Source organism: Microbacterium bandirmense, assembly GCF_037204185.1.
GTDB lineage: Bacteria > Actinomycetota > Actinomycetes > Actinomycetales > Microbacteriaceae > Microbacterium > Microbacterium bandirmense.
Genome location: NZ_JBBDGM010000004.1, coordinates 62,115 through 80,885 on the forward strand (window position 1 = coordinate 62,115; position 18,771 = coordinate 80,885).

9 protein-coding genes and 1 pseudogene are annotated in these 18,771 nt (G+C 68.6%); 4 read left to right on the forward strand and 6 right to left on the reverse strand.

The genetic code is table 11. The annotated features are described in order from the left end of the window. Nucleotides 1-70 precede the first annotated feature (70 nt). From WDU99_RS05810 to WDU99_RS05820, 3 genes are all read right to left on the reverse strand, one after another. On the reverse strand, nucleotides 71-1,159 hold the full coding sequence (locus tag WDU99_RS05810; protein WP_337331499.1) for a ScyD/ScyE family protein: 1,089 nt from the start codon (nucleotides 1,157-1,159) through the stop codon (nucleotides 71-73). A gap of 187 nt (nucleotides 1,160-1,346) precedes the next feature. After that, nucleotides 1,347-7,547 (reverse strand): pullulanase-type alpha-1,6-glucosidase, encoded by a 6,201-nt coding sequence (pulA, locus tag WDU99_RS05815; RefSeq protein WP_337331500.1) that lies wholly within the window; start codon nucleotides 7,545-7,547, stop codon nucleotides 1,347-1,349. Nucleotides 7,548-7,802: 255 nt separating this feature from the next. Next, nucleotides 7,803-7,949, reverse strand: coding sequence for a hypothetical protein (locus WDU99_RS05820; RefSeq protein ID WP_337331501.1), 147 nt, complete (start codon nucleotides 7,947-7,949; stop codon nucleotides 7,803-7,805). 108 nt (nucleotides 7,950-8,057) lie between these two features. Here WDU99_RS05820 and WDU99_RS05825 point away from each other — a divergent pair. The 3 genes and pseudogenes from WDU99_RS05825 to WDU99_RS05835 form a co-directional block, all read left to right on the forward strand. After that, nucleotides 8,058-8,303, forward strand: a pseudogene (locus WDU99_RS05825) (xylose isomerase); the annotation flags it as partial. Nucleotides 8,304-8,437: 134 nt separating this feature from the next. Further along, nucleotides 8,438-9,865 (forward strand): xylulokinase, encoded by a 1,428-nt coding sequence (xylB, locus tag WDU99_RS05830; RefSeq protein WP_337331502.1) that lies wholly within the window; start codon nucleotides 8,438-8,440, stop codon nucleotides 9,863-9,865. A gap of 107 nt (nucleotides 9,866-9,972) precedes the next feature. Beyond that, entirely contained in the window at nucleotides 9,973-10,368 is a 396-nt protein-coding gene (locus WDU99_RS05835) for a PPOX class F420-dependent oxidoreductase (protein ID WP_337331503.1), read from the forward strand. A gap of 86 nt (nucleotides 10,369-10,454) precedes the next feature. On the opposite strand, the gene ppsA is transcribed toward WDU99_RS05835, so the two are convergent. The 3 genes from ppsA to WDU99_RS05850 form a co-directional block, all read right to left on the reverse strand. Continuing rightward, entirely contained in the window at nucleotides 10,455-12,851 is a 2,397-nt protein-coding gene (ppsA, locus tag WDU99_RS05840; protein ID WP_337331504.1) for a phosphoenolpyruvate synthase, read from the reverse strand. Nucleotides 12,852-12,887: 36 nt separating this feature from the next. Next, on the reverse strand, nucleotides 12,888-13,724 hold the full coding sequence (locus WDU99_RS05845) for a pyruvate, water dikinase regulatory protein (protein ID WP_337331505.1): 837 nt from the start codon (nucleotides 13,722-13,724) through the stop codon (nucleotides 12,888-12,890). An 82-nt stretch (nucleotides 13,725-13,806) separates the two neighbouring features. After that, on the reverse strand, nucleotides 13,807-14,799 hold the full coding sequence (locus WDU99_RS05850; protein WP_337331506.1) for an LLM class F420-dependent oxidoreductase: 993 nt from the start codon (nucleotides 14,797-14,799) through the stop codon (nucleotides 13,807-13,809). 140 nt (nucleotides 14,800-14,939) lie between these two features. Between WDU99_RS05850 and WDU99_RS05855 the strand changes: the two genes are divergently transcribed. Beyond that, nucleotides 14,940-18,653: a choice-of-anchor I family protein gene (locus WDU99_RS05855; RefSeq protein ID WP_337331507.1), complete on the forward strand. Its 3,714-nt coding sequence runs from the start codon at nucleotides 14,940-14,942 to the stop codon at nucleotides 18,651-18,653. The last annotated feature ends 118 nt before the right edge of the window (nucleotides 18,654-18,771 follow it).

Here is an 18,771-nt window from a genome sequence, read left to right on the forward strand (position 1 = left end):
CGGTCACAGACCGCGAGACCCCCGCCGGATCGGGTCGGCGGGGGTCTCCTCTGTCTCGGGAGCTCGAGACTCAGCGGATCACGTGCCCCTGCACCTTCACCTTGCCCTTCCACATGCTGTAGAGCGCACCGGGTCCGGCATCGGATGCCATCGTGGCTGCCCACACCGTGCCGTTGGTCGCCGTGGCCACCGACAGCGCACCGGGCAGCGCCGCATACGGCGATACCTCTCCGCCCTTCAGCACCGAGACGCCGGCGCCCTCCAGTTCGGCGATGTAGATGCTCTTGCCGGAGACCGCAAGGCTGGTCGGCTGCGACAGCCCCGACGCCAGCTGCGTGGCATCCCCGCTCCTCGGGTCGATCTGCCACACCGCACCGGCCGTGGTGATCATCCCCGGGAAACCGGGAAGCGTGCTGACGTAGATTGCTCCGCCCGGTCCGATCGCGATGCCGGTGGGCACCGCTTCGGCGTAGTAGGTGTCACCCACGGCGCACGGGGGCAACCCCATCGCGCCGGCGATCATCCCGGTGATCTCCACCGGCACCGGGTCGAGTACGGCGACCGTGCTGATCTCCCCCTCGTCGGTGACCTTCATGACCGTGTTCGCCCCGGCGTCGGCCACCAGCCACGCGCCACGGTACGCCGTCACGTTGTAGACGTGCGCATCGATCAGGCCGGTGTACGTCGCCCGGGGGTCGGAGGCCACACAGGACTCCGGGTCGGTGATGCCGTAGCGCAGCGCGCCGTCGGCGTTGTGCTGCTCCTCGTACGCGTGCAGATCGGCGTAGATCGTGTCTCCCTGCGGGGTGCGGATGTTCAGACCGCTCTCCAGGATCGGCGACTCCTCCTGCGTGGGATCCTCGCTGATCGTCGAGCCGTAGGCCATCCAGGCGCCGCGGGTCGCGACACCGGTGAGCCCCGGGATCCCGTCGATGACGGGCACCACGCTGCCGTCGGGCTGCAGCTGCCCGATGACGCCCGTTCCGCCGTCGGCGATGAGCACACGGTGCCCGTCGGCGGCGAGGCTGAACGGCGCGGCCAGCTGGTCGGTCCACTGCTGCGGCGGTGGCGGGTCGGATGCTGCCGACGCGGACATCGGGAGCATGATGGCCAGGGTCGCTACGGCCCCGGCGGCGAAGAGCGCACGAGAACGGCGCATGATGCCTCCTGATCCCGACCGGGCTTCCTCGCCCGGCCGTGCTCAACCGGGCGGAGTCCCAGACGTCCGGATGCCATGGACCGCCCCAGTGACCGGTCCTGCACGGGATTATCCACCCGAGCACGGATGCATGCAAGAGCGTTCTGGAACGGCACGCGCGCCGTGCTCGCGCATGCCCGTCGGTCGTTCAGTCCCGCGCCACCCGCCGTCTGCGCAACACGACCAGCAGTACGCCCGCGAACAGCAGCAGCGCGGCACCGAGCAGCAGACCCCACGGCACTGTCGCACCCGTCGTCGCGAGGTCGCCCTCTGCCACCACGGTCAGCGAGGCACGCAGCGGCGCGCGTGCATCGCTGAGCACTACCACGGTGTGCGTGCCGATGGCGAAGTCGACAGGTATCGTGACCTCGAAGCGCACGATGCCATCGCGATCTGCCGCGGGAACACCCGTCACGACCATCGGGTCGCTGTGCACTGCAGCCGTGAGCTTCTCACCGGCCTGCAGTCCGCGCACCGTCACCGTCACCGTGCCGCCCTGCTCGACCGTGTCGGCCGAAAGCGCGATCTCTGCCTGGCCGGGCTCGGGCTCTTCAGTGCCACCGGGCTCGCCCTCTCCGCCGCCGGGTCCGGTGCCCTCCTGCGCTTCCACCAGCACCGCGACGGTGCGCGCGGGGACGGTGACCGTGCCGGTCGCCGATTCCCACGTGGTGGTCTGCACGACGGCATCCGCCCCCTTCGCCTGCGCCGGCGTCAGTGCCAGGTCGTGGCCGGCGAGGGCGTCGACGGTCTGCGTGACGACCTCGGGCGACGCGTTGAACACGACCAGCGCGCGATCGAGCTCGGGGTCGAGATCGGTGCCGACGGTGTCGTCGATCTGCATCACGATCACGCCGGGGGCGGCGTCAGCACCCCCATTCGGGAAGGTGAGTTTCTGCGTGATCGCCTGCGCCGACCCCAGCCGCAGCAGTCCGACCTCACTGCGCACGCGCAGCAGATCGAGCGCAGACGCCTCGGCCGCGGCGATATCGGCGGCCGTGGGCTTGAGCTCGGGATTCGAGAGCAGCGGCGCCATCAGCGCCCACTTGCCCTCGTTGTCGGCCGCCATCGGCAGACCAGAGCCGAAGGTCGACTCCTGACCGGTCCAATCGATGCGGTTGAACCAGTCGCCGGAGTTGTAGCTGTTGCGATCCAGCGACTTCGAACGCAGCAGCTCGGTGCCGGCGTGCCAGAACGACGGCGACTGCGAGAACGTGACCGTGGCCAGCTCGAGCGTGTTCATGCGCACCCGATCAGCCATCGACGTGTCCACCGGCAGCTTGAGCACCGACAGGTCGTACAGCGTCTCGTTGTCGTGCGCGTCGACGTAGTTGATCACCTCGTCGGGCTGATCGGCATAGCCGGCCTTCGCGCCGCGGTAGTCGATGTCCTCACCAGCGGTGAGCTCACCGTCGCTTGTCGTGAAGGTGTAGTCGCGCAGGTTGCCCGCCAGGCCCAGCTTGACCAGGTCGGTCTCGTGGCCGAGATCGGCGAGGGCCTGCTCTGTGCTGCCGTTGATCGGATCGCCGTTGGGGTCGGTGCCCAAGCCGGTGCCGAATCCCTGCCGGAACGTCGATGAGCCATCTACCGGGCTGCCGCCGTGCACAGCGTCGCGCAGCCGGTCGTTGAAGGTGCCGATGCCGGTGCCGCCGAGCTGGCCCTGCACGGCCTGTTCGAACAGCGCGTTGTCGGCGACCTCGCCGAAGTTCCAGCCCTCGCCGTACAGGTAGATAGCCTTGCCGTCGACGCCGTCCTTCTGAAGCGTCAGCTGGTCGAGCGCCTTGCGCACCTGCTTCAGGTTCTCGGCAGAGTGGTGTCCCATCAGATCGAAGCGGAACCCGTCGACCTTGTACGCACGAGCCCAGGTGACCACCGAGTCGACCATCAGCTTCTGCGCCACCTGGTGCTCGGTGGCCACGTTCTGACAGCACGTCGAGGTCTCGACGGCGCCGGCCGCGTTGAGGCGGTGGTAGTAGCCGGGCACGACTCGATCGAGCACGCTGCGCTCTGCCTGACCCGAGGCCGCGGTGTGGTTGAACACCTGGTCGAGTACGACCTGCAGGCCCATGTCGTGCAGTGCACCGACCATCGAGCGGAACTCTGCGATGCGGTCGCCGCCGTCGGGGTTCACTGCGTACGAGCCCTCAGGGGTCGTGTAGTGGTACGGGTCGTAACCCCAGTTGAAGCCGTCTTCATCGGCGATCGCCGCGATGCACGCCTGCTGCTCGGTGCCGGCCGCACCGTACGAGGCCAGGTCGCACTCCGGCACGGCCTGCGCATCGCGATCCTCTTCGATGGTGGCGATGTCGAACGAGGGCAGCAGATGCACGGTGTTGATGCCGGCATCGGCGAGCTGACGCAGCTGGTCGGTGCCCGCGCTGTCGCGGGTGAAGGCCAGGTAGGTGCCGCGCTCCGCCTCGGGGACGGTCTCGTCGCCGATCGAGAAGTCGCGGATGTGCAGCTCGTAGATCGCACGATCGACGGGTTTGCCGATCACAGGACTGTCTGCACTCACCCACTGCTCTGGCTGGAGGGCCCTGTCGGCGAGGTCGACAGCAACCGAGCGGGTGGAGTTGACCGTGAGAGCGACCGAATACGGGTCGGTGACACGGTTGGTCTCGATCCGACCGGTGGTGGGAGCGTAGACGCTGACCTCCCACAGGTACTCGTCACCGTTCAGTGCCTTCGCACCCTTCACGCTCCACACCCCCGAGGCCTCGTCGTACGCGGCCTCGTATCGGGTGGGCTCCTCGGCGCCGGCCGATTGCGGATCCCAGGTGAGCAGGGTCGCCTGCTGCGCTGTCGGCGCCCACAGGCGGAACGTCGGGGACCCTCCTCGGAAAGTGACGCCGAGATCAGCATCCGACAGCTGTGCCGCATACAGGTCGTCGAGCACGCCAGGGATCTGCACCCCGGTGAACGCCGTGACGGCACCGGCGGTGTCGCTCTGGGCAACGGCGAGCTGGGTGCGCAGCAGCGTCGGCACGTCGGCATCGGCCGGCACCTGCAGCGCGAGGTAGCCGGCCAGCGCGGGGAAGCGCTGCTTCTGCGCGTCGGTGAGGCCGCCGTCGACGACGGCGAGCTCGATCAGATCGTCGGCGCCGGCTTCGTCGTCGGTCGCAGCCAGTGAGGCGTCGGATGCTGACAGCAGGCGGTATGCGGCACGGCTCGGCTCGCCGAGTGCGGCCGGCCACGCGATGGTGCGCTTGTCGATCCACTGCGCGCGCTGTTCACCGGTGCCCGGCAGCGGCGGGTCGTCGCTGGCGATCTCGAGCACGTGCGTGGCGAGCGTGTAGCGGAAGGTCGTGACCTTGCCATCGGTGGCGCTGAACGAGATGTTCGCACCGTCACGCACGCCGTCTGCGCCGTAGTTCTCATCCCAGCTGAGACCGTGCACGGCCTTGAGCTCATACGCACCTGTGGGCAGCTGCGAGGTCGAGAACTCGTACACACCGTCGCGATCTCCGTCGGCCATGAGAGTGGCCAGGCAGTCCGGCATCCAGTCGGCAGAGCAGCCGAGCTCGTCCTGCAGCGATCCGGGCAGGGTGACGATCGGGCCCTCGGCAGTGGACTGGATGATGTTGCTGCGCGGGTCGAAGTAGAACGTGACCGGCCCGCCGGCGTGCGTGATGACGATGTTCGAACCGTCCGGCACGCCGTTCGCGCCGTAGTTGACCGTCCAGCTGCCGTCTATGGCCGCTTTGTACTCGTAGTCACCTGCCGGCAGATCGAACGTGCCCGCCCATACGCCGTCTGGACGCAGCGTGAGCCCTGCCTTCTCGCACGCCGGATCCCAGTCGGCCGCACAGCCCATCTCCGAGTTCAGGCTGCCCGGCACGGTGACCATCTCCGCCGCCGCGGGCGGCTGCTCCTCGTCGGGTGCCAGCGAGACGCCGTTGCCGACGGACGCGTAGGTGGATGCTGCGGCATGACGCCCCGCGGCGTCCGTGGTCACCGCGCGGTACTCGATGAGCGTGCCGTTCTTCAGTCCGCGGACGTCATGGAAGACGCGCGGTTCGGTGTCTTCTGCGGTGCCCAGCGCGTGCCAGTCGTCAGAGCCGACGACCCGCCACGAGAAGCTGGTCTGCGCCCACTGGTCGGCTATGTCGGCCTGCACCGCGGTCTCACCGGTGATTCCCGCACCGGCGGCGGGGACGGTGACTGTCAGGGGCGCCGGTTCTGCCGGAGCGGTGACGGTGGCATCCGCCTTCCAGACGACGGCGGACAGCGCAGGCACGGTGATCGTCGTCGATGCTCCTGAGTCGGTCGAGATCTGCTCGGCATCGCCGTGCAGCACCCGGTAAGTGGCATCTGAGGTGAGTGTGGTCAGTTCCACCGTCTGCGCACGGGTGTCGTTGTTGACCGCGACGAGGTGTTCGACGCGCTCATCGGCGTCGACCCGCGAGAAGGCGTAGATGCCGGGACCGGACGCCGTGTACCGCTCGATCTGGGCGCCGTCGCGCAGAGCGGCGTTGTCGCGGCGCAGTGCCGACAGTGCGGAGATCTGCTCGTACAACGGCACTTCGGTGCTGTACCTGTCGACCGATCCGGCCCGCTCGCCGGTGACCAGCTGCTGGTCGGCGTACTCGTCGACCTGGGTCGCGAACAGCGTCTGGCGGGCGTCCTTGTCACCGCCGGCGCCGGCGAAGCCCTGCTCATCGCCGTAGTAGACGACGGGCTGCCCGCGAGTGAGGAACATCAGCTCGTTGGCGAGTTCGACGCGCTGCAGCGGAGCGTCGGTGCGCTGCAGAAAGGAGCCGACGCGACCCATGTCGTGGTTGCCGAGGAAGGTGGGCAGGGCCGATGCCGACGAGTGAGATGTGGTGTAGCGGTCATCACCCGCGAACAGCGACTGCAGGCCCTTGGCCGAGTTGCCGGAGGCGAAGCTGATGGCCGAGGACTGGAAGGTGAAGTCGAGCACCGAGTTCATGTCGGTGTCGCGCACGTACGGCGCGAGCTTGGCCGGGTCGGCGTCGTACACCTCGCCGAACATGAAGAAGTCGTCCTTGCCGTTGGCGTGCGCGTAGTCGAGCACATCAGTGGTCCACTGCTGCCAGAACTCGAAGTTCACGTGCTTGACCGTGTCGATGCGGAACCCATCGATGCCGAGGTCGATCCAGTCCTGGTAGACCTTCACGAAGCCGTCCACGACGGTGGGGTTCTCGGTCATCAGGTCATCGAGTCCGTCGAAGTCACCGTAGGTGACCGACTCGCCCGTCCACGTCGAGTTGCCGCGGTTGTGGTAAAGCGTGGGGTCGTTCAGCCAGTCGGGCGTCTTGACGTTCTTCTCGGATTCGGCGATGGCCGGCGTGTACGGAAAGCTCGTGGTGGGATCGAGCGCGGGGAACCGATCGGTGCCCGCGTAGTCGGCGGGGTCGAAGGCTGTGCCGTCGGCGTCGGTGTACGGGCTGGTCTGCTGGTCGATGTACGAATACTGCTTCTCGGTGTAGTCGATGACGTCGGCGGTGTGGTTGGTGATGATGTCGAAGTACACCCTGATCCCGCGCTGGTGTGCGTCATCGATCAGCGCCTCCAGCTCGGCGTTGGTGCCCAAGTGCGGGTCGATGCGGGTGAAGTCGGTGACCCAGTAGCCGTGGTAGCCGGCGCTCGCGTTCGCCCCCTCGCCCTGCACCGGCTTGTTGGCGAAGCTGGGTGTCAGCCAGATGGCCGTCGTACCCAGGCCCTCGATGTAGTCGAGCCGCTCGTGCAGACCCGCGAGGTCACCGCCCTGGTAGAACCCCTTGTCACTCGGGTCGAAGCCTGTGGCCAGTCGGTCGCCGGTGAGGCCGCCGGTGTCATTCGATGTATCGCCGTTGGCGAACCGGTCTGTCATCACGAAGTAGAACTGTTCGTCGGCTCCGGCCTGGCGCACCGGCTCTGCGATCAGTGCGTCATCAGCGGCCGCGTAGCTCCCCCGCAGATCGGCGACCTCGACACCGACGCGCTTCAGCACGTCATCGAACGTGAAGCGCAGTGTGCTCGGCCCCTCGACCGTCAGTGGGATGTTGTCGCCTCCGCCGTCGAGCCCGTACGCCTCATCCCAGCCGTCATCGAGGGCGACCTTGTACTCGTAGCTGCCGGCCGGCACCTCGAACTCGGCCGAGTAGATGCCCTCAGCCCCCGTCGGTGCGAGCTCGGTGGCGCCGCAGTCCGGTGCCCAGTCGGCAGCGCAGCCGAGTTCGGACTGCAGATCACCGACCAGCGCCACCGTGCGTTCGGCTGCGATGGCGGGGGCTGCTAACGCCCCCAGCGCCGAGAAGCCGGACACCACCACGATGCCTGCAGTGAGCAGCGCGAGGTGACGGGTGCGGCGAGGTGCGCGGGCGTTCGACAGGACGGTCTTCTTCGACACGGGGGCTCCATCGGGGACGGCGGGCACCGCTGGGTGCCCGGGCTGTGCGTGAGAAGCTAGCAGGATTCGCGGAACATCTGCAAGCGCTTACAGGACTTGATCCGTGATAATCCGCAAACTCGCGTGAGCCCGAGATTGCGCGATGCCGCCGTTACGCAAGCGCTTTCACTGCCTGCCGTGTTGCTGAGGAGATGGGCGCGCACTTCACCGCGAGAGCGGGGTGGGTCACCTCTCACAGTGTGGAATGTGAAGATCTCAGCTCAGCGCCGGGATGACCTCACGCTGGAAGAGCTCGATGCCGGAGCGGTCGTAGGCCGCCTCGGGGAAGTAGTTGATCGCATAGCCGAGCCCGCGCTCGCGCATGTCCGTCAGCCGGTGGATGATCTGCGCCACGGTGCCCACGCCATAAGCATGCGGACCGCGATAGTTCGCCATCACGCCCTTGAGACGGTCGCCCAGGTGCGGTGCGAGGCGCCTCTCGAGGGCGTCGAGCCGGTCGTCGATCTCGTGTACCTGCTGCTGAAGGAGCGCGCCGAGGCGTTCCGCGCCGATCCCGAGGTGCAGGAGGCACTGGCGGCCGCTCGCGTGGCGGAGCTGTCACAGCCCACACTCGGCGAGGGCGAGAGCTATGACGATCTGCTGGCCGACCGCAGCGCATTCGAGGACTTCGACGCCGCCGCCTACCTCGGCGGCCACGGCTTCGGCTTCGTGCGGTTGCAGCAGCTGGCCACCGAGCACCTGATGGGTGCGCGCTGAGGCCACCGCCGCCCCTGTTCATCGTCGCCGCCCCTGTTCATCGTCGCCGCCCCTGTTCAGCTGCGTAAATGCGACGGGGCGAGGACGACCAGCGGGGGCGGCGCGGCAGTGTCACTGTGAGGAAGGATGCCGATATGGCACTCGTGATGGGCGTCGACTCGTCGACGCAGTCCTGCAAGGTCGTCATCGCCGACGCTGCAACGGGTGAGGTGGTGCGCACGGGACGCGCCGCCCACCCCGACGGCACCGAGGTTGATCCGTCAGCGTGGTGGGATGCCCTGCGGGCGGCGATAGCGGATGCCGGTGGTCTGGCCGATGTGGAGGCCTGGTCGATCGCGGGCCAGCAGCACGGGATGGTCGCGCTCGACGACGCCGGGCGCGTGGTGCGCGACGCGCTGCTGTGGAATGACACGCGGTCGGCCGAGGCCGCCGCCGATCTGACCGCGGAGCTCGGCGCATCCGCGCTGGCCGAGCGCACCGGGTTGGTGCCGGTGGCATCCTTCACCGTCACGAAGCTGCGTTGGCTCGCCGACCACGAGCCGGTGAACGCCGCACGCGTGGCCGCCGTCGCGCTGCCGCACGACTGGCTGACGTGGCGGCTGCGCGGGTACGGACCGGATCGGCCGCGGCTCGATGAGCTGGTGACGGATCGATCGGATGCCAGCGGCACCGGCTACTGGGGAGCGACCGGCTACGACCGCAAGATCCTCTCGCGTGCGCTGCGCCGCGACGCGGCGGATGTGGTGCTGCCGCGCGTGCTGTCGCCGCACGAGCACGTCTCGGATGCTGCGGCGTCGGGCGCTGCGGCGTCGGATGCTGTGGGGTCGGGCGCTGTGGTCCGGCGCGTCGCGCCGGGGGCCGGCGACAATGCCGGCGCGGCGCTCGGGCTCGGTGCCCGCATCGGCGATGCGGTGGTGTCGATCGGCACGTCCGGCACGGTGTTCGCGGTGACGGATGCCCCGGTGCGCGACGCCAGCGGCACGGTGGCCGGCTTCGCCGACGCGGCGGGCGGCTGGCTGCCGCTGATCGCGACGCTCAACGCCGCGCGGGTGCTGGATGCCACCGCGGACCTGCTCGGCGTCGACCACGAGGGCTTGAGCGCGCTCGCGCTGGCCGCCGCACCCGGCGCGGGCGGGCTCGTGCTGCAGCCGTGGTTCGAGGGTGAGCGCACCCCGAACCGCCCGGATGCCACCGCGACCCTGTTCGGCATGACCCTGGCCGGCACCACGCGCGAGAACCTCGCCCGTGCCGCGATCGAGGGCGTGCTCTGCGGACTGGCTTTCGGTCTGGATGCGATCCGGGCGCAGGGTGTCGAGGCCACGCGGGTGCTGCTGATCGGTGGTGCCGCGCAGAGTCCCGCCGTGCGCGCGATCGCGGCGGAGGTGTTCGATGTGCCCGTCAGCGTGCCCGAGCCGCGGGAGTACGTCGCGCTCGGTGCGGCAGCGCAGGCGGCGTGGGTGCTGACCGGTTCGCGGCCGACGTGGGGCGCGCACGCTGCGCCGGTGACCGACCGCAAAACGATGCCGGAGATCGTGACGCAGTGGCGGGAGCGGATGCCCTGACGCGACCGGGGGCGCCGGCGGGGCCCCGTCCTGCGTCGCCACCTCTGGGCGCCGGCGTCCGTGGAGGCTTCACCCCCGGGCACAAGCGCCTGGGTAGGCTCGGTCGCATGAGCACCACAGAGATCCCGACCGAGCTGATCGACCTTCTCGAGCGCCCCGTGTACGGCGCGCTGGCCACCGTGGGGCGCGACGACACCGCCCAGGTCAGCCCGATGTGGTTCGAGCTGGTGGACGGCACGATCCGCTTCACGCACACGAACACCCGCGCGAAGTACCGCAATCTGCTGCGCAACCCGTCGATGAGCCTGGCGGTCTACGACCCCGAGAACCCGTACCGCTACATCGAGGTGCGCGGCCGGCTCGTCGAGGCCACTCCCGATCCGACCGGGGGCTTCTACCAGCGTCTCGCGCGTCGCTACGGCCAGGCCGACCCGGCGGCGCCGGCGGATGCTGACAAGCGCGTCATCCTGGTGATGTCGATCGACAAGGTCATCGGACGCTGACATGACGACTGCGACGACCGGCGGATCGTCCGATCGGACCCTGGGGGCTCTGGCGGAAGCGCTCGGGGTCCGGAGTTGACGAGGGCCTAAGCGGGCAGGGGCACTGCCACCGCCGTCCGCTCCGCCAGCCGCATCCACGTCTCCACGACCGTGTCGGGGTTCAGCGAAATCGACTCGATGCCCTGATCGAGCAGCCAGTCGGCGAGATCGGGGTGATCCGATGGACCCTGCCCGCAGATGCCGACGTACTTGCCGCGGCGCAGGCACGCCTCGATGGCCATCGCGAGCATCTTCTTCACCGCCGGATCGCGCTCGTCGAAGGTCGATGCGACGAGCGCCGAGTCGCGGTCGAGGCCGAGCGTGAGCTGGGTCATGTCGTTCGAGCCGATCGAGAACCCGTCGAAGTGTTCCAGGAACTCGTCGGCCAGCAGCGCGTTCGAGGGCACCTCGCACATCATCACCACCTCGAGCCCGTTCTCACCCCGGCGCAGCCTGTTCTCGGCGAGCAGCTCGACCACGGCTGCACCCTCGGCAACCGTGCGCACGAACGGGATCATGATCTTCACGTTGGTCAGTCCCATGTCATCCCGCACACGGCGAATCGCTTCGCACTCCATGTCGAAGCACTCGCGGAACTCCGCCGAGATGTAGCGCGACGCGCCGCGGTACCCGATCATCGGGTTCTCCTCGTGCGGCTCGTACCGGTCGCCGCCGAGCAGGTTGGCGTACTCGTTCGACTTGAAGTCGCTCATCCGCACGATCACCGGCTCGGGCGCGAACGCCGCCGCCAGCATCCCGATGCCCTCGGCGACCCGCTGCACGAAGAACTCACGCGGCGACGGGTACGCGGCGATGCGCTCGTCGATCTCGCTGCGCATCTCGGCGGGCAGCTGATCGAGCTCGAGCAGCGCCCGCGGGTGGATGCCGATCTGCCGGTTGATGATGAACTCCAGCCTGGCGAGACCGACGCCGCGGTTGGGCAGCCGCGAGAAGGAGAAGGCCTGGTCGGGGGTGCCGACGTTCATCATGATCTTGACCGGCACCTCGGGCATCCGATCGAGGTGCGTCTCCTCTTCGCGGTACTCGAGCAGCCCCTGGTAGACGAAGCCGTCGTCGCCCTCGGCGCACGAGACGGTCACATCGAGGCCGTCGGGCAGCACGCGGGTCGCGTCCCCCGTGCCGACGACCGCGGGGATGCCGAGCTCGCGGGCGATGATCGCCGCGTGGCAGGTGCGCCCGCCGCGGTTGGTGACGATCGCCGAGGCCTTCTTCATGATCGGCTCCCAGTCGGGGTCGGTCATGTCGGCCACCAGCACGTCGCCCGCGCGGAAGCGCGCCATGTCGTCGATGGAGCGCAGCACGCTGACCGCACCCGAGCCGATCTTCTGCCCGATGGCGCGACCGGTGGCGAGCACGTCACTGCGCTCGGCGAGCACGAAGCGCCGCATGACGTTGGCATCCGCGCGGGAGACGACCGTCTCGGGGCGGGCCTGCAGGATGTACAGCTTTCCGTCGACGCCGTCACGCGCCCACTCGATGTCCATCGGACGGCCGTAGTGCCGCTCGATCGTGACCGCGTGGCGGGCGAGCTCCTCCACCTCGGCATCCGAGATGCTGAACAGCCGGCGGTCCTCGGCCGGCACGTCTTCGAAGACCGTCGTCCCGCCGACCTGCCGACTGGCCGTGTAACGCATCGCGATCGCCTTCTCGCCCACCGACCGCTTCAGGATCGCGGGCCGGGACGCGGCGAGCGCGGGCTTGTAGACATAGAACTCGTCGGGGTTCACGGCACCCTGCACGACCGCCTCGCCGAGCCCGTACGAGCTGGTGATGAAGACGGCGTCCTCGAAGCCCGACTCGGTGTCGACGGTGAACATGACCCCGGATGCCCCGATGTCGGAGCGCACCATGCGCTGCACGCCGACCGAGAGGGCGACGTCGTGGTGGTCGAAGCCGTTGTGCACCCGGTAGGCGATCGCGCGATCGTTGTAGAGGGAGGAGAAGACCTGCTTGACCGCCTGCAGGATGTTCTCGATGCCGGAGATGTTCAGGAACGTCTCCTGCTGACCGGCGAATGAGGCGTCCGGCAGGTCCTCGGCGGTCGCCGACGATCGGACGGCCCACGAGACGGCATCCGGGGTCGGGTCGTTCTCGACGAGGTGCGCGTACGCGGCCCGGATGTCGTTTTCGATGTCTGCCGGGAGCGGCTGCTGCTCGATCCACTCGCGCACCGCCGCGCCGACGCGGGAGAGCTGGGTGACGTCGTCGACGTCGATCGCCTCGACGGCTTCTCGGATGCGGGTGTCGAGGCCATCGGCGGCGAGGAAGGCGCGATACGCGTCGGCGGTAGTGGCGAATCCGCCGGGGACGCGCACGCCGAGGTCGGCGAGGTTGGAGACCATCTCACCGAGGGAGGCGTTCTTGCCGCCGACCTGCGGAAGGTCGGCGATTCCGACCTCGTGGAACCAGAGGACGTTGCTCATTGCGCTGCTTCTTTCGCTGGGGTGGGGAAAGGTCGGTCAGGCACGCAGGTTCATGGTCTGCATGATGACCGCGGACATCTCCTCGACGCTCTTGGTCGAGGAGTTCAGGAACGGGACACGGTTTCGTCGGTAGAGGTCTTCGGCGCGGCGCAGCTCGATCGTGCACTGCTCGAGGCTGGAGTAGCGCGAGCTCGGCCGGCGCTCATGGCGCACCTGACTCAGGCGCAGCGGCGTCGTGGTCAGCCCGAAGCAGCGTGCGCCGTACTTCGCGACCGAGCGCGGCAGCGCCTCGGTCGGGAAGTCGTCGTCGGTGAGCGGGTAGTTCGCGACCCGGAGTCCGTGCTGCAGCGCGAGGTACATCGTCGTCGGCGTCTTGCCGCAGCGCGACGGCGCGATGATCACGACGTCGGCCTGGTCGAGGGCGCGCGAGCTCTGCCCGTCGTCATGCTCGATGGCGTATTCCACGGCGCGCATGCGCGCGAAGTAGCGGTCGGTGTCGCCGAGGCCGTGGTAGTTGCCGAGCTGTTCGGATGCTGTGACGCCGAGCGCCCTCTCGAGCTCGGTGAGGTGGCCGGCGAGCAGGTCGATGACGGTCGCGCGGGAGGCGCTGAGGATGCCGCGCAGCGCGGCGTTCTTGACGGTGATGAACAGGAGCGGATCGCGTCCTGCTTCAGCATCCGCGTCGATGCTCGCGACGACCGACTGCGCCTCGGTGTCGGTGATCACGAACGGGATCGTGTGCTTCAGGAATCGGATGCCAGGAAAGTTCGCCAGCAGCGCGTTTCCCAGCGTTTCGGCGGTGACCCCCGTGCTGTCGGACACGAAGTACGCGGCGCGGGTGGACGCAGAGGTCACGGGAGCGGGAAGGGTCACGCTCTCACGTTATGGAAGGAACAAACCCCCTTATGACCAAATGATCCAGAAGGATTCGTCCTTCTTACGGGATGCGAAGATCTCAGCTGAGCGCGGGGATGACCTCGCGCTCGAACAGGTCGATGCCGGAGCGGTCGTAGGCCGCCTCCGGGAAGTAGTGGATCGCATAGCCGAGGCCCCGGCCCTGCAGCTCGCGCAGCCGCTCGATGATCTGCTCGGGTGTTCCGACGCCGTAGGCCTTCGGACCACGGTAGTTGGCCATCACGCCTTCGAGTCGGTCGCCGAGGTGCGGTGCCAGACGCTGCTCGATCACGGCGAGGCGCTCTTCGACCTCATCCTCGGTGGCGCCGATGACGGTGTTGAAGTTCGTGGAGCGCACGATCGCGTCGAATTCGGTGCCGACCTTCTCGGCGTGTGCACGCAGGATCTCGCTCTTGTGCGTGAACTCCTCGGGGTTGCCGCCGGCGTAGTTGGTGTACCGGGCGTACTTCGCGGCGATCTTCAGCGTGACCTTCTCGCCGCCGCCGGCGATCCACAGCGGGATGCCGCCGTGCTGCAGCGGCGTCGGCTGCACGATCGCGTCATCCACCTGGTAGTACCGCCCGTCGAGGGTCGCGTGGCCGGTGCTCCAGGCCTGCCGCATGATCTGCACGCCCTCATCCAGCATCCGAAGCCGGTCCCCGGCCGCGGGGAAGCCGTACCCGTACGCGCGCCACTCGTGCTCGTACCAGCCGCCGCCGATGCCCATCTCGGTGCGTCCGCCCGAGACGATGTCGACCGTCGCGGCGACCTTCGCCAGGTACGCCGGGTTGCGGTAGCCCATGCAGGTGCACATCTGCCCGAGGCGGATGCGGCTGGTCGACGCGGCGAACGCCGACATCAGCGTCCACGCCTCGTGGGTGGCTTCGTCACTGTGCACCGGGGTGGTGTGGAAGTGGTCGTAGACCCACAGCGACTCCCACGGCCCGGCATCCGCCGCCTGGGCCAGCCCGCTCATCACCTGCCAGTGCTCGGCGGGCTCGATGCCCACCAGATCGAAACGCCAACCCTGGGGAATGAAGAGACCGAATCGCATGGGCGGCAGTCTAGCCAGACCGTGTCGCTGGTGATGTTCCCTGCGCGTTCACCTGTTCGCCACCAGCACTCGATAGTTCTGGAGAGTCCTTCGCGGAGCGCACCGCCGCCCCTCAATCAGACTCGATCCCGAGGAATCAGATGCCCACCCATCGACGCCGGCGCACATTCCGCGCTGCTTCCGCCACCACCCTCACCTGCGCACTCGCGCTGACACCGCTCATCGCCGTCTCGTCCGCGCAGGCGGCGCTCGTCGACGAGCCGATCCGCCACGCCGCGGCAGACGCCCCGCTCACCCTCAGCCCGCTGGGCTCGTACGAGACCGGCGTGTTCGACGCGTCTGCGGCCGAGATCGTGCACGCGCACGGTGACCGGCTGTTCGTCGTGAACGCGCAGGCCGGCTCGGTCGACGTGCTCGACTACTCCGACCCGACCGCGATCGCCCCGCTGTTCGCCATCGCGTCGGAGGGCATCGCCAATTCGGTCGCCATCCGCCCCGACGGGCTCGGCGTGATCGCCTTCGAGGCACCGGTGAAGACCGGCCCCGGACACCTGCTGTTCTTCGACGCGAACGCCGAGGATGCGGCATCCGCCGTGCTCGGTCAGGTCACCGTCGGCGCCCTGCCCGACATGGTGACGATCTCTGAGGACGGCCGCTACGCCGTCGTCGCGAACGAGGGCGAGCCCGCCGACGACTTCAGCACCGACCCTGAGGGATCGGTGGGTGTCGTCGCTCTGCCCGGCGGCGTCGCGGCTCCGGCGCAGGATGCTGTGCGCACTGCGGGCTTCAACGCCTTCGAGGTCGGCGGCGGCAAGACCCTTCCTGCCGACGTGCGCATCTTCGGACCGACGCCGCACGGCGATGACCTGCCTGTCAGCCGCAACCTCGAGCCGGAGTACATCGCCATCGACGGCGGTACAGCGTACGCGGCTCTGCAAGAGGCCAACGCCGTCGCCGTGGTCGACCTGGCGTCGGCATCCGTCACCGACATCTGGGCGCTCGGCTTCAAGGACCACTCGACCGAGGGCAACGGCCTCGATCCCAGCGACCGCGACGGCGGCATCGACATCCGCACCGTTGAGGGCCTCAAGGGCGTCTACATGCCCGACGGCATCACCTCGTACTCCGCCGGGGATCGCACCTACCTGGTCACGGCCAACGAGGGCGATGCCCGCGAGTGGGGCGACTATGTCGAGGCGAGCCGGGTCAAGAACCTCGCTGAGGACGGCTACGGGCCCGTCTGCGAGAACCTCGCCGACCTGACCGGCGATGCGCAGCTCGGCCGCCTGAACGTCTCGATCGAGAACGGCTTCGACGCCGACGCCGGATGCTACGACGAGCTGTACGCCTTCGGCGCCCGCTCGTTCTCGATCTGGACGACCGACGGCGCGCAGGTGTTCGACTCGGGCGACGCGTTCGAGCAGATCACGGCGGAGGCCGCGCCGGAGTTCTTCAACTCCAACCACAGCGAGTCGAACCTCGAGGGCCGCAGCGACGACAAGGGCCCCGAGCCCGAGAGTCTCACGATCGGCGAGATCGACGGACAGACCTACGCCTTCATCGGCTTCGAGCGTGTCGGCGGCGTGATGGTGTTCGACATCACCGATCCGGCATCCGCCTCCTATGTCAGCTACATCAACAACCGCGACTTCGCGGTCTCGGTGGAAGAGGCGGATGACCCGGCGAGCGTGCTCTCCGCGGCCGGGGACCTGGGCCCGGAGGGCCTGACGTTCATCCCGGCATCCGAATCGGCCACCGGCGAGCCGCTGCTCGCCGTCGCGAACGAGGTGTCGGGAACGACGACGCTGTTCGAGATCGGAACCGGAGCGGCCGAGGAGACCACCGATATCCAGGTGCTCACCATCAACGACTTCCACGGGCGCATCGAGCAGGACCTGCGGGGCGGTGTCGCGGGAGCGGCTGTACTCGCGGGGGCCGTCGACGCCTTCGAGGCGGAGAACCCGAACACGCTGCTGGTCTCGGCCGGCGACAACATCGGCGCCTCGATCTTCACGTCGTTCATCGATGACGACAACCCGACGATCGACGCGCTCGTCGCGGCCGGACTCGATGTGAGTGCGGTCGGCAACCACGAGTTCGACCAGGGCTTCGCCGACCTCACCGACCGGGTGCTTCCCCGCTTCGGAGGCCCGGAGTTCGGCCTCGGGGCGAACGTCTACGAGAAGGGCTCGCAGACACCGGCGCTCGACGAGTACGCGATCACGACGGTCGACGGCGTGCGGGTCGGTTTCATCGGCGTCGTCACGCCCGACACCGCCAGCATGGTCACCCCGACCGGCATCGCCGACCTCGACTTCGGTGACCAGCTGCAGGCGGCGAACCGCGTCGCGACCGAGCTGACCGAGTCGGATGCTGCCGATGTGATCGTTCTGCTCACCCACTCCGGCACCGCGCAGTCGGGCTGTGAGGCCGTGCAGGCTGATGAGAGCAGCTTCGGTGCGCTGGTCTCCCGGGCATCCGAAGAGATCGACGCCATCGTCTCGGCGCACACGCACCAGTCGTACGCGTGCATGATCGAAGGTCCCACGGGCGTAGAGCGTCCTGTCGTGCAGGCGCACCAGTACGGCACGACGCTCGGCAAGATCGATATCTCGGTCGACGCGGAGACGAAGCAGCTGCGCTCGATCTCGAGCGAGCTCGTGCCGCTCGTCGTCGACGGCGCCGCGGCGTTCCCCGCCGACCCTGCCGTCGCCCAGATCGTGGCGGATGCTGTCGATGTCGCCGACGAGAAGGGCTCGGTGAACGTCGGATCGATCACTGCCGACATCCTTCGCGGCGGCACGCCGGCGGGATCGGACCGCGGCGTGGAGTCGACGCTGGGCAACACGATCGCGGACGTGTACCTGTGGACGACCTCGAACGAGGACTACGCGGGCACGCCGGCCGACATCGCGGTCATGAATCCCGGCGGTCTGCGCACCGACCTGCTGTACGGCGAGGACGGCTCGTTGACCTACCGGGACGTCGCGAACGTGCAGCCGTTCGCCAACACACTCGTCACGGTCGACCTCACCGGGGCTCAGCTGAAGACGCTATTGGAGCAGCAGTGGCGGCTGGACGGAGAGTCCACGACGAAGCTGCACCTGGGTGTGTCGGAGGGCTTCTCGTACGAGTACGACCCCGCCGCCGCGCAGGATGAGCGCATCGTGTCGATGAGCTTCCAGGGTGCACCTGTGCAGCCGGAGGATGTGTACACGGTTGCGACGAACTCGTTCCTCGCCGCCGGCGGCGACGCGTTCAGCGTGTTCACCGAGGGGGTCAACAGCACCGACACCGGTCAGGTTGACCTCACGGCGACCGTCGCGTACTTCGCCGCGAACAGCCCGGTCGCGCCCTCCGAGATGGGACGTGCGATCGTCGCGGACGGGTCGGGACCCGGTGATGGTGACGGCTCCGGCGATGGCGACGGCTCCGGGGAGGAGCAGCCCGGCACGGGTGGCGACTGGGCGACGGTCGAACTCGGCTCGTCGCGCGTCGAGCAGGGCGGGACGCTCGAGGTCACGGTGCGGGGCCTCGAGCCCGGCCAGCAGATCGCGGCGACGCTGCACAGTGACCCGATCATCGTGCAGGGAATCCCCGCGGCGGATGCTGACGGCACGGTCAGCTTCACAGTCGCGATCCCCGCGGACCTCGAGCTCGGTGCTCACCGGCTCGTCATCACCTCGGGTGATCTCGAGCCGATCGAGGTGGCCGTGACCGTCGTCGAACCGGGCGCGCTGGCGCTCACCGGGTCGGAGCTGCCGTGGGGCATCGCCCTGGGCGCCGCGACGCTGATCGCGGCCGGCGTGCTGCTGTTCGCCACCCGCCGCCGCGGGGTCGTCGACGCGACCTGATCGCCAGGGTCTCGGCGTCGCGAAACGGCGCCGAGACCCCCAGTTCTCACCGACACCCCCCACGTGTGGAGTTCCACACGTGGGGGTGTCGGCGGCAGGTAGGGGTGTCGGCGGAGCG